Source organism: Spongiibacter nanhainus, assembly GCF_016132545.1.
In the GTDB taxonomy this organism is placed as follows: domain Bacteria; phylum Pseudomonadota; class Gammaproteobacteria; order Pseudomonadales; family Spongiibacteraceae; genus Spongiibacter; species Spongiibacter nanhainus.
Map to the genome: position 1 here is coordinate 3,816,053 of NZ_CP066167.1, position 25,840 is coordinate 3,841,892.

Consider the following 25,840-nt stretch of genomic DNA (forward strand, 5'->3'; position numbering starts at 1 on the left):
CGATTTAGCAGAATTAGTGCCAACACGACTCAGCCCGCCGCAAAGCGGCCACTGGCGGATGGTTGCGGGATACCCGCATTATTCCGGTGGCGGTGAACCTAAACAGGGAGTGAATACAGCGCAGCAAACCGCACCGCAGAAGCGCACCACCCAAGTGCGCGCATCATTGCGGTGCAGAAAGCTAGCCTGCGCTGAGAAGGAAAACACCAAAACCGCTGGCGAACATGGCCATAGCGGCTTGAAAGGAAAGGTGGACTTTGTGGCTGCGGCCGGCAACGCTGCCCATACCGCGGCTAATGGCCGCACCGACAACAATCATCGCCAACAGCAGGCCAACATTAAACAGCAGGACATGCAGCATACCCAACAGCGGTGAGGCATAGCCCAACACCGGAATTACCGCCAGCAGAGGCGCCGACCCTGCACTACCATGGATCAATCCCACCAACAGAGTTTGGCGGGGCGCGCTTTCGGTGGGGGCGTTGCACCAGTGCTGCCGCCACAAGTGATAAAAGGTTGTCATACCGATGGCGATCAGCATCCACGCCACCAGCGACTCGGCGGCCGCGCTGAATCGCTCGGGGACTTGCGCCCCTCCCAGTAGCACGGCAGCAGCAATCAACATCACTGCCAAACCGTGTCCCAGCCCCCAATGCATGGCAAAGCGAACGCTGCGTTTGTCATCGCGACCACTGACCCCGGCCACGGCAGCCAGATGATCGGCATCGAAAGCATGAAGCACACCGGCACCAAAGCCCAATGACAGTACCCACAGCAAGCTGGTCAACTCTGTCATGCTTGATTCTCCTTCGCCGACGGTGACGGCGCCTCCAGCAAACCGCGTTCAATAATAAAATCGACGATGTCGGCAACGCCGCTGCCATCCTTGAGATTGCTGAACACAAACGGTCGCTCACCACGCATTTTGCGAGCGTCCCGGTCCATTACCTCAAGACTGGCCCCCACCAAAGGCGCCAGGTCTGTTTTATTGATCACCAGTAAATCTGAGCGGGTGATTCCCGGGCCACCTTTGCGGGGAATTTTATCGCCCGCCGACACATCGATAACATAGATGGTGAGATCCGACAGCTCAGGGCTGAAGGTCGCCGCGAGGTTATCGCCGCCACTCTCTATTAATATCAATTCCAGATCGGGAAAACGCCGATTCAACTCGGCTACCGCCGACAGGTTCATTGAGGCATCTTCGCGAATGGCAGTGTGTGGGCACCCGCCAGTCTCCACCCCCAGAATGCGATCTTCACTGAGCACTTCGTGGCGCAAAAGAAATTCAGCATCTTCTCGGGTGTAGATGTCATTGGTGATCACCGCCAGGTCGAAGCGATCTTTCATTTCCGCGCACAGGGTTTTTACCAGGGCGGTTTTTCCCGAGCCAACCGGTCCGCCGATACCGAGCCGCAATGCCGGTTTTTTCATGCTGTGTCTCCTATCAATCTCATCCAATCTGAATGTCCCTATGAACGGAACAATCGGGAATACTGTGTTTCGTGCCGGGCCGATGCCATCGCAAGCCCCGGCAAGCCAGCACCCATCTCGTTATCGTCAAGCGCCATGGCTGAGGCGACAGCCTCTTCCAGCACCGGCATCAACCGCATTTGCAGGCGCTGACCATCGGTTTGCCCCAGGGGCACCAGCTTAATGGCCGCGGCAACTTGATTCTCCAACCAGGACCAGCCAAAGCCCTGCATGGCCCGCTCCGGGGCGATGCCCCAAGCCTTGGCGGCCACGGCAAATCCGGTGGCAAAACTGGGCGCGCGCTCCTCTGGCCACAAAGTGATGCTGGCAATCTGCAATTCGCTCAGCAGCCGCCACAGGGCTTCGCCCATTTGGCGGTCCTCCAGCAACAGTTCCGCTGACTCCCGAGAGGCGCTTAGATAATCGTCCCACTCTGTCAGTGACTCGACGCTTTCTTGCTCAGCCGCTGCCAGCAATCGCCACAGCACTGGCAAATCCAATCGCCCCACGCTGTAGCGGAGCACTCCGGCAATCCAATCCTCCGCCTCATCAAGGCTGGTAACCCAGCCCTGGTCCACTGCGTACTCCTGCCCCTGAGAGTAAGCGTAGGCCCCCACTGGCAGCGCAGGACTAACCAGCTGCATAAGGTGCAGCAGCGGATCAGCCATGGGCGTGCCCGTGGGAGTGATCGTGGCTGTGACTATGACCATGCCCATGACTGTGGCCACCGACATGGCTGTGATACGCACCATTCTCGGGATGGAAAGGGCGGTCGTCGCAATATACCGTGAGGCCCAAGCCACGAATCATGTCATCCAATACATGGTCATGCTGATAACGCAGCTCACCTTCAGCAATCTGTAGCGGTACATGGCGGTTACCCAGGTGATAGGCCGCACGAGTCAGCAACAAAGGATCACTGCACTCCACCACCGATACCGTCTCTGGCGCCGCGATCACCGCGATACGTTCACCGCTCTGAGCAACCAGTATGTCGCCGTCAGCCAGGACTACACCCCGCTCGATAAACCAGGCAACGTCGCGACCGCAGCGGGTGGTAGCCCGGCAACGACTGCGCTGCCGGTCTTGGTATACCAGCTCCAACTGCAAAGATACCGGGCCACTGGCACCGGTTTGATACTCAAAACATTCCAACATAGTGTTCGTTTATCCCGATCACATTCCTGCGCTCTATCTGTCCAATGCGTAGGGCGGACCGCGATTCATCGGTCCGCCGCTGTTCTTGCACCCCGGTTTCGGCGTACACATAAAGCGGTGTCCGCCCTACGGTTTGGGTATTTCCTTTTCATACCCACCTGCGCCTGCGCGGTAGGGTGGACATCGCCTTGTATGTCCACCGAACAAAATCGACATTCGGCATCGGCATGGCGGACACAAAAATCGGTGTCCGCCCTACGGTTTGGGTATTTCCTTTTCATACCCACCGACAAAACCCGCGCCACTAAAAAAGGCAATAACGCTGCGCCAAAGGCAACTCGGTAGCCGGCTCGCAGGTCAACAACTGTCCATCCGCCCGCACCTCATAAGTCTCCGGATCTACTTCCATCACTGGCTGGTAGTCGTTCAACACCATGTCAGCCTTGGTCACACTGCGGCAGGCCTTCACTGCTACCAGTGGCCGAGATAGCCCCAGGCTGTCACCAATGTTGGCGTCCAGCGCCGCCTGGCTGACAAAACTCACTGAAGTCAGCGCACAGGCCTTACCGTAGGCGCCAAACATCGGCCGATAATGCACGGGCTGGGGCGTGGGTATCGAGGCATTGGGGTCACCCATCGGCGCCGCGGCGATGGCCCCGCCCTTGATAATCAGCGCCGGTTTAATCCCAAAAAAAGCCGGCTTCCACAGTACCAAGTCCGCCAGCTTGCCCACTTCCACCGAGCCCACTTCGTGGGCAATGCCCTGGGCCAGGGCGGGGTTAATGGTGTACTTGGCGATGTAACGGCGGGCGCGGAAGTTATCGCTGTAATCGGAATCCTCCGGCAGCGGGCCGCGCTGTACTTTCATTTTGTGGGCGGTCTGCCAGGTGCGGCAAACCACTTCCCCCACCCGCCCCATAGCTTGGGAGTCAGAAGAGATCATCGAGAAGGCCCCCAGATCGTGGAGGATATCTTCAGCAGCGATGGTCTCTTTGCGGATACGGGAGTCGGCAAAGGCGACGTCCTCGGGAATATTGGGGTCGAGGTGGTGGCACACCATCAGCATATCCAGGTGCTCGTCCACAGTATTAACGGTAAAGGGCCGGGTCGGGTTGGTGGAGGAAGGCAATACGTTGGCGCTACCACAAGCCTTAATAATATCCGGCGCATGGCCACCGCCCGCCCCCTCAGTGTGATAGGTATGAATAGTCCGGCCCTTAAACGCCGCAAGGGTATCCTCAACAAAACCCGACTCATTAAGGGTGTCAGTGTGGATGGCTACCTGCACGTCGTATTGCTCGGCCACGGTCAGGCAGTTATCGATGGAGGCAGGGGTAGTACCCCAATCCTCGTGCAGTTTCAAACCCATGGCGCCGGCTTCGATCTGCTCCGCCAAAGCCTCGGGCAGACTGGCGTTACCCTTGCCCAAAAAACCCAGGTTCATTGGGAAGCTTTCCGCCGCCTGTAGCATTTTGCCGATATGCCAAGGGCCTGGTGTACAGGTGGTGGCGTTGGTGCCGGTAGCGGGCCCCGTGCCACCACCAATCATAGTGGTCACCCCGCTCATCAATGCCTCTTCAATCTGCTGAGGGCAGATAAAGTGGATGTGAGCGTCGATACCGCCAGCGGTGAGAATCTGGCCCTCACCCGCAATCACCTCGGTGCCCGGCCCGACAACGATATCCACATCCGGCTGGATATCGGGGTTACCGGCTTTGCCGATCGCCACAATGCGGCCGGCCTTGATGGCGACGTCGGCTTTGACCACGCCCCAGTGATCGAGAATCAGGGCATTGGTGATCAGGGTATCCGGCGTCTCGGCACTGGGGCGCTGGCTCTGCCCCATGCCATCGCGAATCACCTTGCCGCCGCCAAACTTGACTTCCTCACCGTAGCTGGTGAAGTCTTTCTCCACCTCAATCCACAGCTCGGTGTCGCCAAGGCGAACCCGGTCGCCCACAGTGGGGCCGTACATATCTGCATAGGCGCGTCTGCTGATCTTGGTCATAGTGCCCCCATAATGTCGCCGCGAAATCCGTACACCTCGCGCTTGCCCACCAGGGCCACCAACTCCACTTCGCGGCTTTGGCCGGGTTCAAAACGCACTGCCGTGCCCGCGGCAATATTAAGGCGATAGCCTTTGGTGGCCTCGCGATCAAACTGCAGCGCCGGGTTGGTTTCGTAAAAGTGATAGTGAGAGCCGACCTGTACCGGCCGGTCGCCACTGTTAGACACCGAGACGGTCAGGGTCGGCCGACCGGGGTTGAGATCAATATCGTCGCCATCTGCGACCTGGACTTCTCCGGGAATCATTGCCGCCTCCTTACACTATCGGGTTGTGAACAGTGACCAGTTTGGTACCGTCGGGAAAGGTGGCCTCCACCTGGACCTCGTGGATCATCTCTGCCACGCCGTCCATCACGTCGTCACGGCTCAGCACCTCCCGTCCCGCGCTCATCATTTCCGCCACGGTTCGGCCTTCGCGGGCGCCCTCCATCACTTCAGCGCTAATCAGCGCAATGGCCTCGGGATAATTTAGCTTCAGGCCTTTGGCCTTGCGGCGCTCCGCCAATAGCGCGGCGGTAAAAATCAACAACTTGTCTTTATCTCTGGGACTCAACTCCATGACGGATTCCTGTATTGCGTCGTTGCAGTCATTGGTTCAGGTATTCCAAGGCTTAGCTCAGGTATTCCAAATTCTCGGCGGGCTGGCAGCACGGCCCGACATCATCGGCCGCAGCACCGACCACAGCCAGGCAAAACCCTTGCGGGCCTGTTCCGGCGAATGGCCAAGGTAGCGGCAAATCAACACCCCGGGCTTTTGGGTCAATCCCCACAGCGCACCCTCAAACTCAAAGGCCGCCAAGCCATCCCGAAGGCGATCCCGAGCAGCCAGATCAGTGTCCACTGTGGCCAGCAGGGTAGCGGTTACCGACGCTCCAGCCATGCCCCAGTGAGCCATCAGCATCGGATCGCCGGCATTAAATTCACTGCGCTCATTGAGCAGCCAGCGCCCTTCCCGGCGCACCTGCAAATGCTGCAGGCAGCGCCCAGAGGTATAAGACTCACCGCTGGCACGCCGACCCAACACCAGGATTTCCCAAGCCAGCAAGTTGGCTTCAGCAGCCAATTCAAAGGCGTTAGTCAGCGTCACACTGGCGCCATCAAATACAATGGTTTCTTGGGGCAGCCATTCGAGGCAGGCGCCCTCTTCCACCTGTGCCGTAACGCCTTGAGACTGAGCGGTACCGGCATCATCGGTGCGGTATACCCGTCCGGCGGAGGGCGTGGTCAACAGGGCTTCTGCACCAGCCTGCACGCTCACATCCACACGCAGATCGTCACCGGGAGCAATCCCCCCAGGAGGATGAAGCAGGTAACAATGGCAACACTCGCCTTCAGGATAAAAAGGGCGCTGCACCCTTAGCGGGCCATAGTGCGCACACCGCACCATATCGGTGCGGTGCGGTCCTTTGGCGAAAACCAGGCGAATCGCCGCTGGCCAGGAACGCGTCCCCGCCGGTATTGCCGCAGGCGGCAGTGCCGCTGTCATTGTCGCCCCCTATTCCCTGTTATAAACGGTGTTGTTATCCAGGCTGACAGCGTTACGCTGCAGGCCAAGTGAGTGAAAGGCAGCAACATCTGTACCACTATCGTGCACAATCACGGTGATTCATGCCGATGCCGATACCGCATCGCACCAGCTCAGTGCAAGCACGAGCCCGCTCACAATAGCTCCCTGACTGCGCTACAATTCAGGCTATTCTTCGAGGTGGTACGCAATGAACAAACCCGACCTAATCTCCCAACTCGCTGAGCAGGCCAGCCGCCTGATCAACCAGGGCCCGGACATCCAACAGGACCTGGAAGGCAAGCTTCAGGCCCTGCTGCAAAGCGGCTTCAGCCACATGAACGTAGTATCCAGGGATGAGTTCGACGCCCAGGTCGCGGTGCTCCACAAAACCCGCGCCAAACTGGAGGCCATGGAGGCACAACTGGCCGAGCTTCAAAGGGCCCTGGATGAGCGCGACAGCTAGAATCTGTAAACACTAATTTTGGGGCCATGGCCGGCCCCTCAAAGCAGCTCAAGGATGAGACCATGCCCCTGGCCACCGTTTTCAGCCGCGCCAAGCTCGGCATCGACGCACCGCTAATCACTGTTGAAGTCCACCTTTCTGGCGGGCTGCCCGCTTTCAATATCGTTGGCTTGCCCGAGGCCACCGTCAGGGAAAGCCGAGATCGGGTCCGCTCCGCTATTGTCAATTCCCGCTTTGAATTCCCGGTCAGCCGCATCACGGTGAACCTCGCCCCCGCCGATCTACCCAAAGAGGGCGGCCGCTTCGACCTCCCCATCGCCATTGGTATTCTGCTGGCGTCCGGACAAATTCCGGCGAAGAGCACTGAAGGCTACGAATTTATCGGTGAGCTGGGCTTGAGTGGTGAGCTGCGCCCTGTGAGCGCCGCCTTGCCCGGTGCCGTTGAGGCCGGCGAAGCGAATCGCATTATGGTGCTACCCAAAGGCAATGGTGGACTGGGCAGCTTGCTGCCTCCAGAGCAAGTGCGGGAAGCCCGCAGCCTGATTGATGTGGCCCAGTACCTCCACGGCCAGCAGGACCTACCACTGGGTAGCGATGCCAGCGACACGCATCGCACTGCGGCGCTGCCCGATCTTATCGACGTTAAAGGGCAAACCGCCGCTAAGCGGGCATTGGAAATCGCCGCCGCCGGTGCCCATAGCATGTTGATGAGCGGGCCACCCGGCACCGGCAAGACCCTGCTAGCAAGCCGCCTGCCCGGCATTATGCCGCCGCTCACCCACGCCGAAACCCTGGACATCGCCAAGATTCAATCGGTGCTGGGGCAGGCGCTGGACTTGCGGCGCCCCTTTCGCAGTCCTCACCACTCTGCGTCAGGGCCCGCACTAGTCGGCGGCGGCAGCCCACCTCGCCCCGGTGAGATTTCCAAGGGAGATTTGGGTGTGGTGTTTCTCGATGAATTGCCCCAGTTCTCCCGCCACGTTTTAGAAGTGCTGCGAGAGCCACTGGAGAGCGGTGAAGTGATCATTGCCCGGGCCACCCAGCAAGTGCGCTATCCCTGCCGCTTTCAGCTGATCGCCGCCATGAACCCCTGCCCCTGCGGCTACGACGGCGACCCCACCCGGGACTGCAAGTGCACGCCGGACCAGATTCAGCGTTATCGCAGCAAAATCTCCGGCCCGCTGCTAGACCGCATCGATATCCGTATTACCGTGCCGCGCATGAGCAGCCAGGAGTTGCTGAATGCACCGAATGGCGAGACCAGCGCCACCGTTCAGCAACGCGTGGCCCAAGCCCGGCAAATTCAACTGGACCGAGCCGGCAAAGCCAACGCTCAGTTAAGCGCCCGCGAGATCGACCATCACTGCCCACTCGACGAGGCATGCCGGGCCTTGATCACCAAAGCCGAACAGCAGTTACAACTCAGCGGCCGCGCCCAGCACCGCATTATTAAACTGGCGAGAACCATCGCCGATTTGGCCGGGGCCCTGTCGATAACGCCAGTGCATATTCAAGAAGCGTTGATGTATCGCGGGGTGGAGTTTTAAGTGATGACGGACATAAAAAGCGATGTCCATCCTACGTACGAGAGCCGTAGCGGACACGGCTTTTGTGTCCGCCGGGGGGGAGCGCGGGATTGTGACGTGCATACAAAACCGATGCCCATCCCACGTGATACAAACCACTCCCAAGGCGTAGGGCGGACACCGCCTTTGTGTCCGCCGGATCGAAGCACCCAAACAAGCATCTCCCTCAATGCGCATGATCCATGGGAGAGGAGCGGCGGACATAAAAATACGATGTCCGCCCTACGGCGAGGCGGGGCGTATGCTTAATGCAACACGACGTGAGATTTGTCGGCACCTTCAGCCGGCTTTTCGCCAACGGCTTCCATCCACTCCGGCCACACTGCCGTGGACCATCCGGCCTGCCGGTATCCGGAGTACACGATGGTCAGCCACTGACGTAACAACGGCGCCGGCATGACGAAGCCCGCCCGCTGCTCAGCGGCGCTGACAAAAACCAAGCGCACACCTTGCTTGGATGACGAGTAGTCCACAGAGTTGGCCAGCCACTGGCTGTCGCCTTCACTCCAATGCACTGGCTCACTATCACCCCGTCGCAAGGCGCTCTTCGCAGAAGCCTGGGCAAACTCCTGGAGGTCGCCCAGTTTGAGCGTCGGGCCGGCTTTTTCAGCTTGTTCACCCAGCTGCTCGTCCAGGTACTTGAGCAGTACCGGCACCAGCCGCTGAAGCAAACGAAAGGTCAGCCAGATAGCAATTCGGTTACCGTCGCGATCTTCACCCACCAACCTCAGCCGGTCTTCAGGAATACTGTATTCAGTCCTGACCCGCTGAAGCTCTTGAGCCAGAGGCTTGGTGGAGACCGAAGGCGTATCCTCACTCATACACAACACTCGTCAGCATCGACAAACGCTATTAAACCACCGTGCCTGCGGGGTCATCATTGAAATCCACCGCCGCAATACCGTTGCCAGCAATGTCGGCAATGGCGCCCGCCAGAAGAGCCACATCAATAGTATCACCGGCCTGAAGATCCACATCCAGGCTAAAGGTGAGGCTGTCGTCCGCAGCGTTAACACCAGTCACGGCCGCCGCCAACTCGTTGACGGTAAAGCTAAAGTCAGCGTCATCAAACAGCCCCAGCGATTCGTCGAAGCTTACCGTCACCGTGTCCGCTTCAGCATCGGCGGTGAGTGCCGCAATGACGGGCGCAGAGGTATCGATGGTGACATCTTCTGACAACGATAGCGCTGAGGTATTTCCCGCCAAATCCGTCGCTTCTGCGGTAAGTTGGAAATTACCTTCGTCCAAAGTGCTAGTAGTGAAGTCGTATTGCCCCGGGTTGTTGCCATCTTCTTGTGCTATACCGACGGACGTACCGTTCTGAAATACCTCCACCGTAGAGCCTGGATCAGCATCGATAGTGAAGAAGAGCACATCATTTTGGGTAATGCCGTCCTCACCTGAAACGCCACTATCCGAGCCAGCATCTAGTGCAATCACGGGCGCAGCCGGTGCGGTGGTATCAATCTCAATATCCAAATCAGCAGAAGCAGATGAGCTGTTGCCCGCAGGGTCAGTTGCTACAGCTGAAAACTCATAGTTACCTTCGCCGAGAGCCGAAGCGGTAAAGCTATACTGTCCCGCTTCATTCTCGGTCGCCAAACCCAATGATTCGCCATCAAGAAAGACTTCGACACTCGCCCCAGCTTCAGCAGCAATAACTAGAGTCGGAGTATCGTCTGCCGTTAAACGGTCACCAATCGCCCCTGTATCGGACTCCGGGGCCAGTGCGATTGTTGGGGTAGAGGGGTCTTCTGAATCCACCGTCACTGTCAGCGGTTGGCTCTCCAAGGTGTCACTGCTGCCATTGACACTGAGAATGGCAACAAACTCATACTCGCCATCACCGAGGTTATCAACTTCAAACAAGTAAACACCGTCGCTGTCTTCCGTGGCAGTCCCAATTGAGACTCCGTCCTGAAAAATTTCAATATCGACACCCGGCTCGGCGATAACCCGAAAGCCTAGATCATCTTCAGATGTGATGTTGTCATCATCCAACTCGCCGGTGTCTAACTCAGCGAGCAGATCGATAGTAGGCGCATCCCAGTTGGGGTCGAGGTCGTCATTAAGGATTGTCCCGGTAACGGTAACGTCTTCGGCTAACAGCTCGCCGGAGATCAAGAGGGTGAAGGCCTCATCAATGCCCACAATGGTATCGCCCAGCAGATTTACGGTGAGTTCTACCGTATCCTCCCCCGCCAAGAAAGTTAGCTGGGTATCCACCGCCTCGAAATCATCGCCGGCTGTTGCTGTGCCATCCTGGCTGACGACGTTTATTACCACGTCTTCGTCAAACGGCGCCCGATCCAACTTGAGCTCAAAAACCATGGTGTTGCCGTCAGTATCTCCCTCTGCGGCTTCAACGTCGTCTGCGCTGAGCTCGTAAGTATCCTCCACAGGATTCACCATCACTGTGATGGTTTGGGTCGCTGTACCACCATTGCCATCATCGACCGTTACGGTAAAGCTGTCTTCACCATTAAAATTGGGATCGGGGGTATAAACAAACTCACCGGGGTTGTCCCCTTCCTCCACCGTGCCATTGCTAGGGTCGCCAGCGGTATAGGTTAGGGTGTCACCGTCGACATCCTCGGCTTCCACAGTAACGGTGATTTCCTCGTCTTCATCGACAATCACTGTCTGCGTTTCGTCTACATCAGGCGCTTCGTTAGGCAGCCCCACCCGCAGGTTAATGGTTTGCGAGACGTCGTTGGTCCCGTCACTTACCGTCACCGTAAAGCTGTCCTCACCGGTAAAAGCGGCGTCCGGCGCATAGAAATATTCACCAGGACTATCGCCAGGCGTTAGGGAGCCATTAGATGGATTGGTGAACGTGTAAGTGAGTGGATCTCCTTCAATATCGGTAGCGGGAACCGTAATCCTTAAAACCTGCCCCTGGTTGCCACTAATGTTCTGCTCTTCATCAACCTCAGGCGCATCATTGACGTTTTCAACGGTGATAGTCACTTCTTGTACGGCAATACCGCCGTTTCCGTCAGAGACCCGGATAGTGAAGCTATCTTCCCCGGAAAACTCGGCATCGGGGGTATAGACAAACACACCCGGTGAACCACCCTCCTCGACAGTGCCATTATCCGGACGAGCTGAGCTGGGGATGGAAAAAGTCAATTCGTCACCGTCTTTGTCGGTGACGTCGGCACGGATGATGATGGGCTGATCTTCCTGGATCGTCAGTGATCGGCTGGATTCAGCGAACACTGGCGCTCGGTTACCACCGCCACCACCATTGCTGTCGCTGTCCGCTGAGTCCAGGGCCACGATCCCGGCAACACCCGCCACCGTCCAGACAAGCGGATTAATCGAAAATCCTTCCTCGCTTCCAGATGATTCGGGCGGGCTGACAGCCGCTTGCTGGTGGGTATCGACGGCAGTGAGGGACAGGGCGTCGAAATCGACGGCAGCTATATCAACAACCGCGCCGCTGGTGTCCAGTTTAACATCAGCGTCGTTTTCCGCTTCCTCTTTGCGGCGCTCTTTATCAAGCCAGTCGACCCACTGTTCAGGCAGATTGAGGTCGACAAGATTGACCGAAAGCAGCTCGGCTGGGAAATCACCCTTTAAACTCGCTGGCTGCAGGGTGCCACCCACCAGGTCAGCAAAAGAATAATTCGACAAATCAATCATTTAACTCTCCCAAAACACAACGACTTCCGCTGTGCTCGCGGCATAAGGGCCGCCAAAATCGAGGCCGGGACTGCGCCCGCCAAAACCGCATAGTTTACGCGATCCAATCGTAAATGACATTGGGGAGAAACCCGCCTGGCGGGACGCCAACACGACGGCATTGTTAAGAAGTGTAATCAGCGGGGCGTAGGGCGGACACAGATTTTGTGTCCGCCGGCTATAAGACGGACATAAACAGCGATGTCCATCCTACGCCTCTCAAGGAGTCGGCGGGCTACTCGGCCGCGGCTTCAGGCGACTCGGGCAGGTTTTCGGCCAAAACTTTGGCATAGGAGTTACGCGCGGTTTGGAACATTGCCAGATCCTGCTGAAGCGCATTGATTTTTTGATCCGCAGCGCGCAGGTTCATCAACTGGTTTTTGGCCGTATCATTTAATGAATCCAGTGCGTATTCCTTGCCATCAATAGTAACGGTGCGTGCTTTTTCTTCGGTCATGCTCACTCCACAATTTTATACATAAACAAACGCCAAGCATCATGCCACAAAGGCGCTGTTTTCCCAAGGAGGCACGGGAATTACAGCTTGCCTCCTTATTTACCTATATCGTAAAGACCTATGGGCCATTTCCCTAAAGACGGTAAACCGCGGCGCGCTGATCAACTGAAAGCCCTGATCACCACTCCAAATTGATCGAATCATCGTCGGCAAAACCTGTAAATACATCTTCGTATTCAATGCCTGAGTCTTTCGATTCACTCGCCTTTGCCTGACGGTAATACAGAGTCTCTAATGAGGTGGTTAGGGGTAAAGATGCAAGGTGGTAGTAAATTGCACCCAGCGCTCCAGTTTCTAGCATTGATTTAGCATCTGTATCCGGTAAGTTTTTAAGCTTGCTTTCATTTATGCAATAAAAACCAGTAAATCGTTTGGACTTACCATTTAATTTGATCTCTGGGCTCCAAGGCATGAATAGGTCTAATTCTTTACACCTGGAGCAGAAAGAGTCGGAATTTTGGCTGCCGATTTGACAAGATTTGAGGAAATCATAAATTTCCTGAAGATCCGTAGACAGTCCTTCACCCTGGATAAACGGCTTACTTTCACCCGGAATTATTCGATCATGAACGAACTCCGAGTCAGAATGAAAACATAGAAGCTCTTTGCCGTCTTGGTTTTTACCAATACAGAAAGGGTGAGAGCGATAATGTGACGGTACGTAGCCGCCCAGCCAATAGCCCTCAGACGACACAAGCAGATTCCGTTTACTTTCAAGACCAGCGATTAGTATCGGTTGATAGCCCTCGCCTTTCTTTATAAAAGCGATTGGCGCCATCGTTGACGCCAACTTAAATTCATTCACGAGCAGGGGGATAAACTGATCACCCTTCGCAAACTTATAGTGTGAGAAAGGCATCCAACTAAAACGGCGATGCTCGGATGCGCTTACAGCCTTTAATTGTGGCACGCTTACTCCAATATTGTTTGCTTACGTCGATACTACCGACCTCAGTATACCTGGGGCGCATTTTAACTCTTTCACTTCTGATGCTACCTCCAATATAGCGAATATTTTACCCCAAAAACAAAAAACCCCCGGCGCTAGGCCGAGGGTTATCGAAGAAGAGGGCTGTAAAATTACAGCCCTTATCCGGTAGGTTTAGACAACAATATCGGTTGCCAGGAAGTCATCTGAAGTGACATTCAACAGCAGGATAGCCACATCAGCTGTACCATCCAAGTTCGCATCTGCAAACAGGATACCAGCACCTTCCTGACCTTCTACCAATCCTGTACCACCGACACCATCTAGGTCGGTAGCCGAGGTCAAGTAGTAGGTTACGCTGCCATCAAACGCGGTATTCGCATTGGCCAACGCCGTGGCGTAATCCGCCACCTCAGCAGCTTCTGCGTAGTTACCCGTGCCCGCAACCAGGCCCATGGAGATGGAGTCAGCGCCACTGCTGAAGTCGGTAACGATATCCAACTCGTCAAAGTTGTTGATATCGCCAGTTGCACTAGAGCCACCAAATGCAGCAGTGCTGTCCAACGTTAGAGTGAAGCCACCGTTATCATCTTCCTCATCAGCAAACGTGATGACATTGTCAACGACCGTCGCATCAATGGTAGTTGCCGGCGCCGCTGCATTGAATGCTGCTGCCAAACCAGCTGCTACTGCATCAGCGTCATCACCAGGCATCGCGGTGTAATCCGCCGCAGGTACTTCACCCGGAGCCAGGATGCTGTACACATCACCTGCAGTCGGCGTGCCGGTCACAGTCAATGTGGTCTCCTGAGCTTGGTCAGCACCATCGGCAATCGCACCTGCCAGAGTAGTTGTAGTTCCGCCAGGGGTAACAGCATCGATGGTCAAGTCGCCGCCGTTATCACCAGAAACCACGATATCTTCAGGGTTGGTGCCAGTGGTAGCTGAAATGCCCGCTCTCGCATCAAGGGCCGCGATTGCTGCTGCCGCAACCGCTGCTGCGTCAGTCGGATCAACACCCAGTGCGTCGAAGTCGAGAGTCAAGGTCGTTTGAGCAACACCATTTAGGGTGTAATCAATCGCCAGAGTCTCGTCAGTATCATTCGCACCATCACCAGTGATTGTAATGACTTCACGATCAATGGCTGGGGTTACAGTCGCTTCGGCAAATACCGCTGTGTTGCTGACATTGACAGTGAACGCAAAGGTATCGCCTCCGGCATTGCCTGTCAGAACATCTACAGTGTTGCTGCCCAGAACAACGTCGTCGCCATCGCTGATCACGTCACCGAAAGCACTACCGCTCAAGGAAGACGCACCAAGGCCGGCACCCACAACCGTGTAACCATTGGGGCCCGAGGCCTGGGACATATCAACGGTGACGTTGTATCCAACGTCGGCCGCCAGAGTCGTGGTGGTACCGCCAATCGTGACATCAATGGTCAGAGGAGCACCACTATCGCTAGAGGCATTGACAATCGCCCCTGTGGAAGACGCTGTAATCCCGGCAATTGTATCCAGGGTAGAGGCTATAGCGGTGGCCACTGCTGCAGCATCGGTAACATCAACGCCTGCCCCCAAGGTCACTACTGTACCAGGGAAGGAACTGTCACCCACTATTTCAACGTCGAGGGTGATAGTCTCGCTGTCATCATCCGCGCCGTCTGCTGTGACAGCGATAACTGCCTCATCAGATGCGCCATCGGCGGTAATGGTTGCAGCACCGTTGTTGATGGTATCCGCTGTAGCCACAAAGCCACCTGTTGAAGCAAGAGCAGTCGCACCGGTAGACACTACCAGAACATCATTCTCTTCTTCGGTCAGCGGATCCAAATCGTCCGCGTCGCCGTTCAGATCAATGATGGTGTCGGTACCTTCATCAACATTGAATGTGTCGCTGCCGCCGTTACCCGTGATGGTGTCGTCGCCTGCGCCCATGCTGAAGACATCATCTTCGTTACCGCCCTCAATCACATCGTTTTCAGCGGAGCCAGTCCACTGAATACCGCCCTGATCGAGTACTGCGCCGGAGTTAACGATATCAGCAGCCAGAGTTGTGGCGGTACCAGCCGTAACAGACACATCAGTCACTTCAAACTCAATGCCTATGGCCGGACTTGCAACAAACCGCACAACTTCACCTTCAGCGAAAGCGACCAAACCGACCATTCCGTCAAGTACAGATGCCACTTCTGCAGCAATTGCCTCAGCATCCATTACATCAATACCGGAAAGGTCGATAACAACCGGAGCAGCAGGAACGCCATCCACTGAGTAAGAGATGGTAATTTCCTCGTCCGCATTGTCGGCGTCATCAGCAATGAAGGTAAGCTCTGAGAACGGGATATCGAGGCTTGGAAGGCTCGACGCGCCTGTAATTTCCAAAGCGCCGGTCACGTCGTCGTCGCCATTCAGGCCATCGGTATCGATAGTCACAGCAGACAAGTCAGCACTTTGGGCCAGAATGACGGAGAAGATGTCTGGGTCCGCGTCTGTGCCATCGCCAATCACTACAACTGTACCTTCACCAATGATAGGCGTACTAGAGGCGAAGAGATCGGCCAACTGCTCGACAGTCAATGTCAGCGAGTTTCCTGCCGTAACATTGATTACTCCACCCGTTACGTTCAGATCGACACCCGTAAGATCTACCGAATCATCGATGACTAGCTGGGCAGCGACAGCGGGATCTGCATAACCGCCGTAGGTTAGGTCGACATTGAGGGTAGAGCCTGGCTGCAGGGTAGTGCCAGCATCAATAGTTACAGTGCTGCCATAGGCGGCATTGGTCAGATCGAAGGTCCAGGTGGAGCCCGCTTCCAGAGTCGCACCAGCCAGAGTGATATCGTTCACGCCTGAAGTTGCGGTGTAAGTGAAGGCGTCGTCCGTGCCGTCATCGTTACTATCGATCTGAGAGATCGTCATAGTCACGTTTTCGTCACTGCCCGAACCGTCAATTACGCTGAGCTCTGCGCCGGTCACATCATCATAGATGATGGTACCAACGCCAGCAGAGCCGCCCACGTCTTCAATTGTGAAGGTCTCACCGGTCGCGCCGGCGTCCAGTACTGGGTCGAAGACGCCAGTGAAGGAGCCCACATCCATCAGGAAGGCGGTGATGTCAGCGTCAGACCAGTCGATGGTGCCGGCAGTGATCTTGTTGGCACCTTCAAGGACCAACGTGGCCAAAGAGGCAGGCACTTCACTGTCGAAGACGATGTCGCCAACGGTCAGATCTGCACCTTCACCCGCGGAGGAGTCGCCAATGACAGTTACGTCACCAGTGTCCAGGGTTACGGTCAGCAGGTCGATTTCGGCAGCGTTACCGCCTACACCAATGTTGCCAACAGTATTGATGTTGTTCGGCTGAACGTTTTCGTTCACACCTGGTGACACTTCCTCGTTGACGCCGTCGTTATCGTTGACAAAGTCTTCGTTTGCCAGCGCATCACCCGTAGTTACTGCACGGTAAGACTCAATAGTCACACCGTTAAAGGACACAGAGTTGGGATCGACATTAGCGCCGAAGACGTCATCTACCACGATGTTGCCGACGGTAGCTTGACCACCCAGCATGAGAGTCACGCTCTCGATATGCTCAACAGGACTAATACCAGAATCATCAAAGATCAGGTTACCCACTGTCTCGAAGTGCTCGATCTCCATGATGCGGTTGATCGCATTGGATTGCAGCAATACGTTCACTTCGTTCAGGTCGTCTGCAGGTACACGCAGGATGGTGTTGGGCAGAGTAGTGAAGGTATCTTCTACATCACCGCCGTTGGCATCGATAAAGTCTGCCAGCAAGAACAAGCGACCCAGGGCTGATGAGTAATCATCGGTGTTAACCGGAGTACCACCAAGGTCATTAGTGAACAACCAAACCACGTTGGTAGAGCTTGTGCCCGCTGCGCCAGTGTCTGGGTCGACAACGATTTCGCGCTCAGCTTGATCCACATTCTGGAAGCGGATGGTTTGACCCGCTCTAGAAGAGCTATCGCCTGCCAAATCTTCCAGAGTGATGCTGAATGCACCCAGATCAGTGGCTTTATCCAAAGTGACATCGTCGTCAGCCAGGAAGATAGTGCCGGCCACATCAGAGCTGATCCCGCTCAGGTCGAAGGCATCGCTCGGATCATCGGGATCGGCGTCATTGGTCAGACCAACGATGTTCACCACACCGGTGTAGCCAGGCGCGCCCGTGTCGGCACCAGCGATGATGTTCAGGCCGTCAGCTTGTGACGCTGTCAGTGTCAGCTCAACTTCGTCAGCCAGCACGATGGACTGGGCACCGAGAATCTCCAGATCCAGCCCGGAAAGATCCATGCTGGAGTCGATGTATAGGACGCCGTTGGGGCCCATATTGATGCTCAATTCGGACCCGGCAGCTGGATCAAGTCCGTCTACGTCTATCGCGCCAGCCAAGTGCAGTTCAGACCCTGCGGCGGCGTTGCTGTAGTCGAAGCTCCAGCCATCTTCGCCTGGACCAGTGCTATCCAGATCACCATCGGTGAAGGTCGCCGTTGTTACGCCGCTACCTGCAGTGAAGCTGAAGTTAGCCGAATCGATATTTTCAACCACATTCAGAGTGAGGTCACCGCTAAAGGCTGACGCATCGATGTTAGACAGCTCGTCGCCACCATCTACACCGTTATCAGTAACGGCCATAGTGGTATCGGTATCCAGTAGGATGTCGCCGTCACCGGTGAATACCAGGTTCTCGGTGCCGTCCAACTGAAGCGCGTCAGAGCCAGCAGTGATGGTCAACGGACCACCGGTATTGCTCACAGTCAATGTATCGATAACGGTATCAGAACCAGAGGTATCGATTCCCTTGATAGTGACTGCAGCTGGGCCGCTGAAGGAGACAGTCGCATCGTCATCGTCGTCAGTAGTACGGCGGTTCAGCAGGATTTGACCAGTCATCTCAAAAGCGAGATTGGCAATAACATCCACATCCAACAGGTTGTTATTTTCCAAACCGGGGCTGGCGCCAGCCGGGAATGGCGTCAAATCACCGTCAAAGATGTTGTTAGTCTCACCGGTCAGCAGGTTGGGTACAGAGCCGTCGCCTTCGGACACGATGGTAACGTTTTGCAGCCACAGCGGCATGGTGTTCGGCGGCGGAGTTTGGCCGCCAATCACGATGTCACCGTTGAGTTCTACACCACCCATGAGGTTCATGGTCAGGGTAATAACTTCGTCGCCAGCATCCAGGTCGTTGAAGGCAAGGGCTATGGTGTTGTTACCAACGCTGACGCCTTCTTCGACGATGACCACACGATTAGTGGTGTTGAGCAGGCCCAATTCCTCTGGGTCGTGATAGATCACCAGATCAATTGCACCGGACAGGTCATCCAGCAGGAACTCGACGTTAAAGCCGCCGGCAAACACATTCAGTGCGTGCAACTGAGTCACACTGTAGCCAGAGGCATCGAGGCTAGTGAAGAAGGTGACCGGGCTGCCATCTTCGTCCGCAAAGCGGAAGAAGACGTCTGTGTCGCCAGTACCGGTTACGTTCAAGCCATCAGCCTGGCTGAACAGAGCAATGCCTAGATCTTGGCCGTCGGTCAGCAGAACTTCCACTTCGCCGCTGCTTGCACCGTCAAGATCCAGAACATCGTCGTCACTCAGCTCAACGCTCTCTGCCAGAGACAGGGTAACGTTATCTGCAGTGATATCACTCAGATCCAGAGGACCGTTGTCGATGTCTGCCTGAGTAAGACCAGTGATGTTAACCGAGTAATCAGACGTCGGGTTACCGTCTTCGTCTACGCCGACGATAGTGCCACTACCTTGCAGCTGCAGGAATTGCGCCGCAGTCAGGTTCAGCACACCACCTTCTGGCACGGTGATGGTATCAACACCGGTCAGGTTGGTGGCCGGATCCAGAGTGATGTTGCCATCCGCCATGAACAGGTCGATATCGTCGATATCTTCGCTGATGGTGGTGGCATCAAAGGGCGCGGCGCCAAACTCGTTAATGTTCAGGTAGCTGGTTTGGCCATCGGTATTAACAATGATATTGGCTGCACCGATTGCGTCGAACTGAGCCTGGGTGATGGTCAGAGACACATCGTTAGAGCCAGCCAAGCCGCCGCTTTCGTCCAGTACCAGGGTGTCAACGTCGTTCAGCACGTCATCGGACAGATCCAGCGTACCGCTGATGTTGATGATGTCCATGCCTGTGGCACTACCATTGAAGGTAATGAGATCGCCGGCATCAACTGTTGCCAGAGAAGACAGACCCACAGTCAATGTGCCAGATCCGGTGTGATTGATTACCAGAGCGTCTACATCGTTATCGTCAGTATCGAGATCAGCCAGAGTGACATCAGCGTCGCCGTTGACATTCAAGGTAGCCGTGGCGTCTTCGATGTCATTGGAGGCGAAATCATCACCGCCAACATTCGAACTGAATACCAATTGACCTTCCAGAATGAAGTTCTGCTCGGCGTTAATGGTTACGTTCAACAGGTTGTTGATCTGGTTAGTCGGGCTTGGGAAGCCAGGCTCACCAGTGATATCACCGCTGATGACGTTGGCTGCGACACCAGAGAGCAGGTTCTCTACGTCTGCTGCACCGTTAGAGTTAATGGTCAACTCGCGCAGGTAAGTACGAACCAAGTCGGCTTCGCCAGCATCCTGGATGCCGTTGCCATTATCGTCATCAAACTTGTCGCCAGTAGAAACCCGCAAGTTACCATTCAGCTCAGCGCCACCCTGCATGTTGAAGGTCAGGCTGTTGAGCTCAGTATCTGGCGCAGAGGGGTTGAACACCAACGACCCCTCAACTGTAACGGTTTCCTCAATGTTGGCCACCTGATCGATAGCCAGAACGAAGCCTTCACCAAAGTAGCTAAACTTCTCGATATCGCCAGCCAGACCGGCGAAGATGTCATCGATGTTGCGGTTACCACCGTTGGTAATAGTGTTGGTGTAGTAGAGGAAGCTGATATCAAAACCAGAGGCATCAATGGTTTCAAAGATGTTGGTCTGAGTATCGGTAAATACCAGTGTGCTGTTAGCGCCACCGGTGATGTCAACGCCGTCTGCGTTCTGGATATCACCCAGAGTCAGAGAAGTGTCGTCACCGTAGATGAATGCATCAACGATAGGATCGCCGCTAACATCCATCAGAACCGAATCTGAAAGATCAACATCCTCTGCCAGCATGACAGTAACAGTGCTGTCGGTACCGGTGAGGTTAACCATGCTCAGATCGAGGTCTATACCTTCCACACCCACATCGGCTTGAGTTGTGTCAGTGATGACCACGCTACCCATGCCTGTCAGCGTACCCTCGTCGTCCAGTTGCTGGAACTGGGCCATGGTCAGGTACAGGGTGGTGCCTTCTGGGATCTCCAGACCGCCAATGCCAGTCAGGTCTGTGTTTGGATGCAGGGTTACAACCGGGTCGCTTGCCAATGTGAGGTCAATTACTAACTCACCCTCAACATCGTAGTTAGCCAGCGAAAACTCTTGATCTGATAGACCCACCAGCTTCAGGCCACCAGCGTCACCTTCAGCGACGACGAAGTTTTCAGCACCGATGTCGTCTGCTTGCTCCATGGTAAGAACCAAGGTTGCACTGGGAATAACAGGTGTACCTGGATCTGTATCAACGCCAACGATGGTTACTGACGTCACATTGCTTAGCTCAGTTTCACTTAGGTTTACGGTATCTGTTCCTGTACCGTCACCGATGGTCAGTGCAACCGGACCGGCACCGCCGATGCTGTCGATAGCATCAACACCGGCATTGTCAATGCTGAGGTTAGTACCACCTGCGGCACCTTCAAAATCCAGGCCCGTATCGGAGTTACCGGGATCAACCGATGTGGTCAACGTGCCTGCCACACCAGAACCGTCGAAGGACCCAAGGTCGTCGCGCAGCTCGGGGAAGAACAGATCAGCATCTGCTGTCACAGTAAGGGACTCGGTACCCACACCGTTGTTGCTGCTGTTGAACATTTCGATTCTAGTGTCACCACCGGTCACGTTAACGACGGCCGTTTCGGTGTTCACCAATTGGATGCCCGCGACCATCTGGGTCTCGCCGTCGGGCAGGTCGTTCAGGCCAACAACGTTGACAACCGCGTCGGCACCCGGACGGGCGAAGTCACCAAAAATGGCACCTACAACGTAGCCAGCGTCTTTGACGTATTCCACTTCCATCAGGAATTCGACGCCGCGCTCAACGTTACCCAAAGTGAGGGTGTCTTCGTAGTTACCGCGCAGACCCAGCACTTCCAGGTCTTCGGTGGTTTCACAAGTCCAGAAGGTGTGATCGTCGCCATACATATCGACAACGACGAATGTTTGCACACCAGCAGAGATCAGACCTTGCTCGTCGCTACCTACGTCGCCATCGAGCTTAACGTCGAGGCGGGCATCAATGCCGTTACCGTAGATGCCACCCATCCATTGCGATGGACCCGTTGAAGGGCCGAGATCAACTAGAGCTTTCTCGAAGTGGTCAATGACCAAGCCCTCGACATCGCCACCCACGGTGGAGTAGTCGATCAAGAAGGGGCCATCACTGCCTACAGCCAACTCAATGGAGTCACCAGCATTCGGGATAGGCTGACCCCATTCGTCCAGACCGGCTTCAACCGGCACGAACATCAGACCGGAGTTACCAGTGATGCGCAGGAAGGTGTTGTCAGTGGTGAAGGGGTTCAACACGCCGCCGTCGAGGTCAGTATCAGTGTTGATATTGATACGGGTGAAGTAAGTTACGTCCCCTGGACGCTCATAACCGTTGACAGTTTCTGACACACGAACGTTTAGCGTGTTGGCGCCAAGAGGATGGATAGAGCCACCCTCCATTGTGTCATTCTCGTTGAAGTTAGGTGCACCGCCTGTAATCAACACAGTGCCTTCAGCGAAGTCGCCATTGCCATCAACAAATGCGGTTACGCCTTGATTAGTGACGCGCTCGTGCAGCTGCTGAGCAGTCATTTCAAGAGTTACGCCATCCATAACCTCGAAGGAGAAGTCGATGGAGCGCGGCAGGGCGTCAACATTGAGATCGTCTAGAGATACATCCTGGTCAACTACCAGGTTGATGACCGAGTGAGCACCGAAAGACTGGCCGATAGTGCTTACTGCTGCGGAACCGCCGATTTCCAGGAACTGGCTTACGGACAGGGTCAGCACAGAGGCGTCGTCGTCGCCGAGCTCTTCGTCGCCACGCATCTGGATAGCAGTTACGCCGCTCAACTCTGCACGAGAGAGATCACTGTCGCGATTCACAACCAAGGTCAAGTTGCTACCGGTAATGGTAGATCCATCTACCGCAGTGACACCTTGCAGATCATCACCGTCGGAGCCCAGAGTCAGGGTATTGTTACCCAAGCCCAGGTCAACATTGATCAGTGTCTCGGTACCTTCTTCGCTGCCAACTTCAACTTCTTCGCCACCGATACCGAAGTTGATATTGCCACCAATGATAGTCAGCGCGTCGTCGCCGCCACCGGTTACCACGTCAACGTTGTCGAACTCGTAAATAGTAATGTCGTTGTCGCCGTCGCTTACGCGAACGACAGCCGTACCGCCTTCACCAGCTTCGCTGCCAGCAACGATCACGTCGTTGCCGGTTCCTGAGGTCAACTCAAGCTCGTAGGCAAAAACTTCAATTTCATTACCGCCGTTACCGGCTTCGACTGACAGCAAGCGCGAGTAGGCAGACACTTCGTTCTGGCCATCGCCAAGCACGATAGTGGACAGGTCATCTTCGGTTACCGCGCGGTCGAAAATGCTGAACTCGTCATCGTCACCACCGAAGGCTTCGATACGGTTATCACCATTGCCTGCCGTAATCGCGAACGCGTCAGTTGAGTAGACCGTAATGTCATTCTGGCCTTCACCAACGGTGACATTAACAGTGCCTTCAAGCTCTGCACCTGTGCTGTCGTCGTCGTAGCTCTCAGCCCAGATTTCGTTGTTGCCGTCACCGGCGGTAACCACAACATCGCCATCGGTCGATACGTCGTACTCACCGTTACCCGCACCGCCAGTAATGGTTACGCTGCGACCATCGTCCAGGTGAGCTTCAAAGTGATCGTCTGCGGCAGCAGTACCGATGAAGGTCACTTCGTCGTCAAAACCGTTCATCTTCAGGTCAACACCACCGGTGTTGCCTGAAGCATCAATCACCGCTGGAGTACCTTCTGCGAAAGCATCAGCAATCGAATCACTGATAAGCAGCGACGCTTCACCAGTAATGTTCAGCGTTGTCAGGTTGCTGCTATTGGGGCCATCGCCAGACAGATCGGAACCTTCGATCACATTGCCGGCGCCAGTAGAAGCCACGTTCAACACTGGAGAGTTGTGCGCCAGAATCAGATCACCGTCGTCGAAGTTGACGTTGTGCAGTACGACGTTCACACCTTCGCTTGAGGTTTCACGGAAGTGGAAGGCGTAGTCGTTATTGCTAAAGGCACCATCCAAAGTCAGGGTCGCACCACCGCGAATCCCTGCAACAGTAAGATCGCCAGCTTCAGCGATAAAGTCTTGCCCGTCGCCATCCAGACCTTGGAAGTTGCTCTCGCTAACTACCAGCGACTCCAAATCACCGGCACGAGAAAGGTCGATAATGGAATTGGTGTAACGATCGGTGTAGGACTCGTCGAGATCAGGATAAGTACTGTCGTCGCTACCGTCACCCAGACCAGTGTCCGGACCGTTGGTGTATACGTTAGGCAGGTTCTCAATGGAGACTGTTTGGATATTCAGCAGCTCTTTGGGCTGAGCGTAGAAACCCTTAGCGTCTATCTCCAGAGTATTGTTGCCCGCGCCACCGTCGATATAGGCACCGTGCAGGAGATCGAGACGTCCAGCCACAATCAAGTTGTCGCTATCAGAGGTCAAACCACTTTCTTCGGTACCACCGTTGTTCTGGCTCGGAGTCAGCACGATCGGCATTTCAACGCCGCCGCCATCAGTGTACGAGTAAAGATTCTGGTAGAAGGTGACGCCATCGACTGTCACAGGCACCTGCGGGTAGAACGTTATTTCCTGCTCATACAGGCGCAGGTTATTTTCTGAATCGAACAGAAGATTGGTCAGCAGAGTAAAGTACTGGTCGCTGATTTGCACTTCGGCAGTATTTTCAGTGCCATCGGACAGAACTACCGTGATGGTTTGAGTGCCATCGCCGTTGTTGTTGAGAGTGATATCAGACAGATCCGGGAAGTTATCATCTACTCCTCCGTTGCCGCTCTCTTCACCATTAGCAACATTGATCAAACCAAGCTGAACAAAGTCCAAACCAGTCAGATCAGTGATATAGGACATCAGCCCCTTCTGAACAACAGTGTCGCCATATGCGCCAGGCAAAACAGGGTTATAGTTGGCATCCAAGTCGTAAAGCGGAATACCACCATCGAAGGGGTTTTCATTGGTCAGGTTGTTGTCGTTACCCTGGGCGTTGGCGTCTTCATCGGGGAAAGCGTCAGAGGCGTTGTTGCCATCAGTGTTGTCGACGCCGGTTTCACCGTGAGCGTGGGGGTTAAAACCGATAAAGGTAATAGTCTTAGTGATTGGCTCAACCGCAATAGTTTCAGGGGCAGTAAATGCCTCTGTGAGCGTAAACACCTCGGGAGTAGAGGGAGTAGGGTCGGCGTCATCGTTGGCGATGGTGCCCGTAGCGACAACAGGGTCTTTCAGGTTCTTGCCGCTGAAAGTCACCTCTACAGTCTCGTCGGCTTCAAAATCTTGATCGCCGGATACCGTGACGGAGTATGTAGCTGAGGTCTGACCGGCTACAAAAGAGACTTTGCCCGCTGAGGCAACAAAGTCGTCATCATTGGCTGTACCACCAGTAACCGCAACGCTAAAGTCGACGGCAGAGGTAGGCGCCTTATCCAGGGTCAGCGTAAAGGTCAGAACTTTGGTACCACTATCGCCTTCGGCGACAGTTGGCGAGCTGACGGACATTTCAAACTTCTGCCCGTTAGTGTTGAAATCGTCTGGGTTATCTTCTTTTTTACCGCCGCCAGAAGAGCCGCCGTCGTCAGCAGCCGCCGCAACACCAACTACACCAGCAACACCAAGACCAACCGCAACCGCTGGATTGATCGCAGCAGAACCACCTGAACCAGCAGCAGAGCCGCCTTGCTCATTAGTATCGATCTCTGCAAGATCGATCGCACCGCCATCAGCCGCAGCAACTTCTACGCCTTCTTCGGCGATTTTGGCAAGAACACCTTCCTGCTCTTCCTCTTCTTTCTTTTTGTCGTCCAGCAGCTCTTCCAGCTGCTCCTCCGACGCGCCTTCAACAGACACAGTCTCTAAAAGCTCTGCAGACAATGCATCGACAGCATTCGCGTCCACATTTTCTACTAACAAATCCTGATTATCTTGCTCTTTCATTTGATTCTCCTGGGCACGAGTACTATCAGACAGACCGTCGGATTTCTTTTGCATGGTACAACAAGCTCCCTCACAA

15 protein-coding genes are annotated in these 25,840 nt (G+C 55.2%); 2 read left to right on the forward strand and 13 right to left on the reverse strand.

Annotated features, from left to right (window positions below):
- Positions 1-181: 181 nt before the first annotated feature.
- From I6N98_RS17325 to I6N98_RS17360, 8 genes are all read right to left on the reverse strand, one after another.
- Positions 182-796 carry a HoxN/HupN/NixA family nickel/cobalt transporter gene (locus tag I6N98_RS17325; protein WP_198569573.1) on the reverse strand — a complete coding sequence of 205 codons (615 nt, stop codon included), beginning with the start codon at positions 794-796 and terminating at the stop codon, positions 182-184.
- On the reverse strand, positions 793-1,434 hold the full coding sequence (gene ureG / locus I6N98_RS17330) for an urease accessory protein UreG (protein ID WP_198569574.1): 642 nt from the start codon (positions 1,432-1,434) through the stop codon (positions 793-795). Before ureG ends, I6N98_RS17325 begins: the two co-directional genes overlap by 4 nt.
- A 38-nt stretch (positions 1,435-1,472) precedes the next feature.
- The gene (locus I6N98_RS17335) at positions 1,473-2,141 is read right to left on the reverse strand and encodes an urease accessory protein UreF (protein ID WP_198569575.1); all 669 of its coding nucleotides are present in this window, start codon (positions 2,139-2,141) and stop codon (positions 1,473-1,475) included.
- On the reverse strand, positions 2,134-2,631 hold the full coding sequence (ureE, locus tag I6N98_RS17340) for an urease accessory protein UreE (protein WP_198569576.1): 498 nt from the start codon (positions 2,629-2,631) through the stop codon (positions 2,134-2,136). Before ureE ends, I6N98_RS17335 begins: the two co-directional genes overlap by 8 nt.
- Positions 2,632-2,935: 304 nt before the next feature.
- Positions 2,936-4,639, reverse strand: a complete 1,704-nt coding sequence (ureC, locus tag I6N98_RS17345; protein ID WP_198569577.1) for an urease subunit alpha — start codon at positions 4,637-4,639, stop codon at positions 2,936-2,938.
- Positions 4,636-4,944 carry an urease subunit beta gene (locus I6N98_RS17350; protein ID WP_198569578.1) on the reverse strand — a complete coding sequence of 103 codons (309 nt, stop codon included), beginning with the start codon at positions 4,942-4,944 and terminating at the stop codon, positions 4,636-4,638. The genes ureC and I6N98_RS17350 overlap by 4 nt, the downstream gene beginning before the upstream one ends.
- Before the next feature lie 10 nt (positions 4,945-4,954).
- On the reverse strand, positions 4,955-5,257 hold the full coding sequence (ureA, locus tag I6N98_RS17355) for an urease subunit gamma (RefSeq protein ID WP_198569579.1): 303 nt from the start codon (positions 5,255-5,257) through the stop codon (positions 4,955-4,957).
- A gap of 57 nt (positions 5,258-5,314) precedes the next feature.
- On the reverse strand, positions 5,315-6,184 hold the full coding sequence (locus tag I6N98_RS17360; RefSeq protein WP_198569580.1) for an urease accessory protein UreD: 870 nt from the start codon (positions 6,182-6,184) through the stop codon (positions 5,315-5,317).
- A gap of 229 nt (positions 6,185-6,413) precedes the next feature.
- Here I6N98_RS17360 and I6N98_RS17365 point away from each other — a divergent pair, with 229 nt between their 5' ends.
- Positions 6,414-6,668 carry an accessory factor UbiK family protein gene (locus I6N98_RS17365; protein WP_198569581.1) on the forward strand — a complete coding sequence of 85 codons (255 nt, stop codon included), beginning with the start codon at positions 6,414-6,416 and terminating at the stop codon, positions 6,666-6,668.
- 62 nt (positions 6,669-6,730) lie between these two features.
- Positions 6,731-8,215: a YifB family Mg chelatase-like AAA ATPase gene (locus I6N98_RS17370; protein WP_198569582.1), complete on the forward strand. Its 1,485-nt coding sequence runs from the start codon at positions 6,731-6,733 to the stop codon at positions 8,213-8,215.
- Between the two features lie 284 nt (positions 8,216-8,499).
- On the opposite strand, the gene I6N98_RS17375 is transcribed toward I6N98_RS17370, so the two are convergent.
- The 5 genes from I6N98_RS17375 to I6N98_RS17395 form a co-directional block, all read right to left on the reverse strand.
- Positions 8,500-9,075 (reverse strand): hypothetical protein, encoded by a 576-nt coding sequence (locus tag I6N98_RS17375; RefSeq protein WP_198569583.1) that lies wholly within the window; start codon positions 9,073-9,075, stop codon positions 8,500-8,502.
- Between the two features lie 31 nt (positions 9,076-9,106).
- On the reverse strand, positions 9,107-11,902 hold the full coding sequence (locus I6N98_RS17380; RefSeq protein ID WP_198569584.1) for a tandem-95 repeat protein: 2,796 nt from the start codon (positions 11,900-11,902) through the stop codon (positions 9,107-9,109).
- Between the two features lie 274 nt (positions 11,903-12,176).
- Entirely contained in the window at positions 12,177-12,398 is a 222-nt protein-coding gene (locus I6N98_RS17385; RefSeq protein WP_198569585.1) for a DUF6447 family protein, read from the reverse strand.
- A 178-nt stretch (positions 12,399-12,576) separates the two neighbouring features.
- The gene (locus I6N98_RS17390) at positions 12,577-13,368 is read right to left on the reverse strand and encodes a SapC family protein (protein ID WP_198569586.1); all 792 of its coding nucleotides are present in this window, start codon (positions 13,366-13,368) and stop codon (positions 12,577-12,579) included.
- A 192-nt stretch (positions 13,369-13,560) separates the two neighbouring features.
- The gene (locus I6N98_RS17395; protein ID WP_198569587.1) at positions 13,561-25,764 is read right to left on the reverse strand and encodes a hypothetical protein; all 12,204 of its coding nucleotides are present in this window, start codon (positions 25,762-25,764) and stop codon (positions 13,561-13,563) included.
- Between the last annotated feature and the right edge of the window lie 76 nt (positions 25,765-25,840).

Coding starts and splice junctions, on each gene's coding strand:
- I6N98_RS17325 (WP_198569573.1), bottom strand. CDS start 796: ATGACAGAGTTGACCAGCTTGCTGTGGGTACTGTCATTGGGCTTTGGT.
- ureG (WP_198569574.1), bottom strand. CDS start 1,434: ATGAAAAAACCGGCATTGCGGCTCGGTATCGGCGGACCGGTTGGCTCG.
- I6N98_RS17335 (WP_198569575.1), bottom strand. CDS start 2,141: ATGGCTGATCCGCTGCTGCACCTTATGCAGCTGGTTAGTCCTGCGCTG.
- ureE (WP_198569576.1), bottom strand. CDS start 2,631: ATGTTGGAATGTTTTGAGTATCAAACCGGTGCCAGTGGCCCGGTATCT.
- ureC (WP_198569577.1), bottom strand. CDS start 4,639: ATGACCAAGATCAGCAGACGCGCCTATGCAGATATGTACGGCCCCACT.
- I6N98_RS17350 (WP_198569578.1), bottom strand. CDS start 4,944: ATGATTCCCGGAGAAGTCCAGGTCGCAGATGGCGACGATATTGATCTC.
- ureA (WP_198569579.1), bottom strand. CDS start 5,257: ATGGAGTTGAGTCCCAGAGATAAAGACAAGTTGTTGATTTTTACCGCC.
- I6N98_RS17360 (WP_198569580.1), bottom strand. CDS start 6,184: ATGACAGCGGCACTGCCGCCTGCGGCAATACCGGCGGGGACGCGTTCC.
- I6N98_RS17365 (WP_198569581.1), top strand. CDS start 6,414: ATGAACAAACCCGACCTAATCTCCCAACTCGCTGAGCAGGCCAGCCGC.
- I6N98_RS17370 (WP_198569582.1), top strand. CDS start 6,731: ATGCCCCTGGCCACCGTTTTCAGCCGCGCCAAGCTCGGCATCGACGCA.
- I6N98_RS17375 (WP_198569583.1), bottom strand. CDS start 9,075: ATGAGTGAGGATACGCCTTCGGTCTCCACCAAGCCTCTGGCTCAAGAG.
- I6N98_RS17380 (WP_198569584.1), bottom strand. CDS start 11,902: ATGATTGATTTGTCGAATTATTCTTTTGCTGACCTGGTGGGTGGCACC.
- I6N98_RS17385 (WP_198569585.1), bottom strand. CDS start 12,398: ATGACCGAAGAAAAAGCACGCACCGTTACTATTGATGGCAAGGAATAC.
- I6N98_RS17395 (WP_198569587.1), bottom strand. CDS start 25,764: ATGAAAGAGCAAGATAATCAGGATTTGTTAGTAGAAAATGTGGACGCG.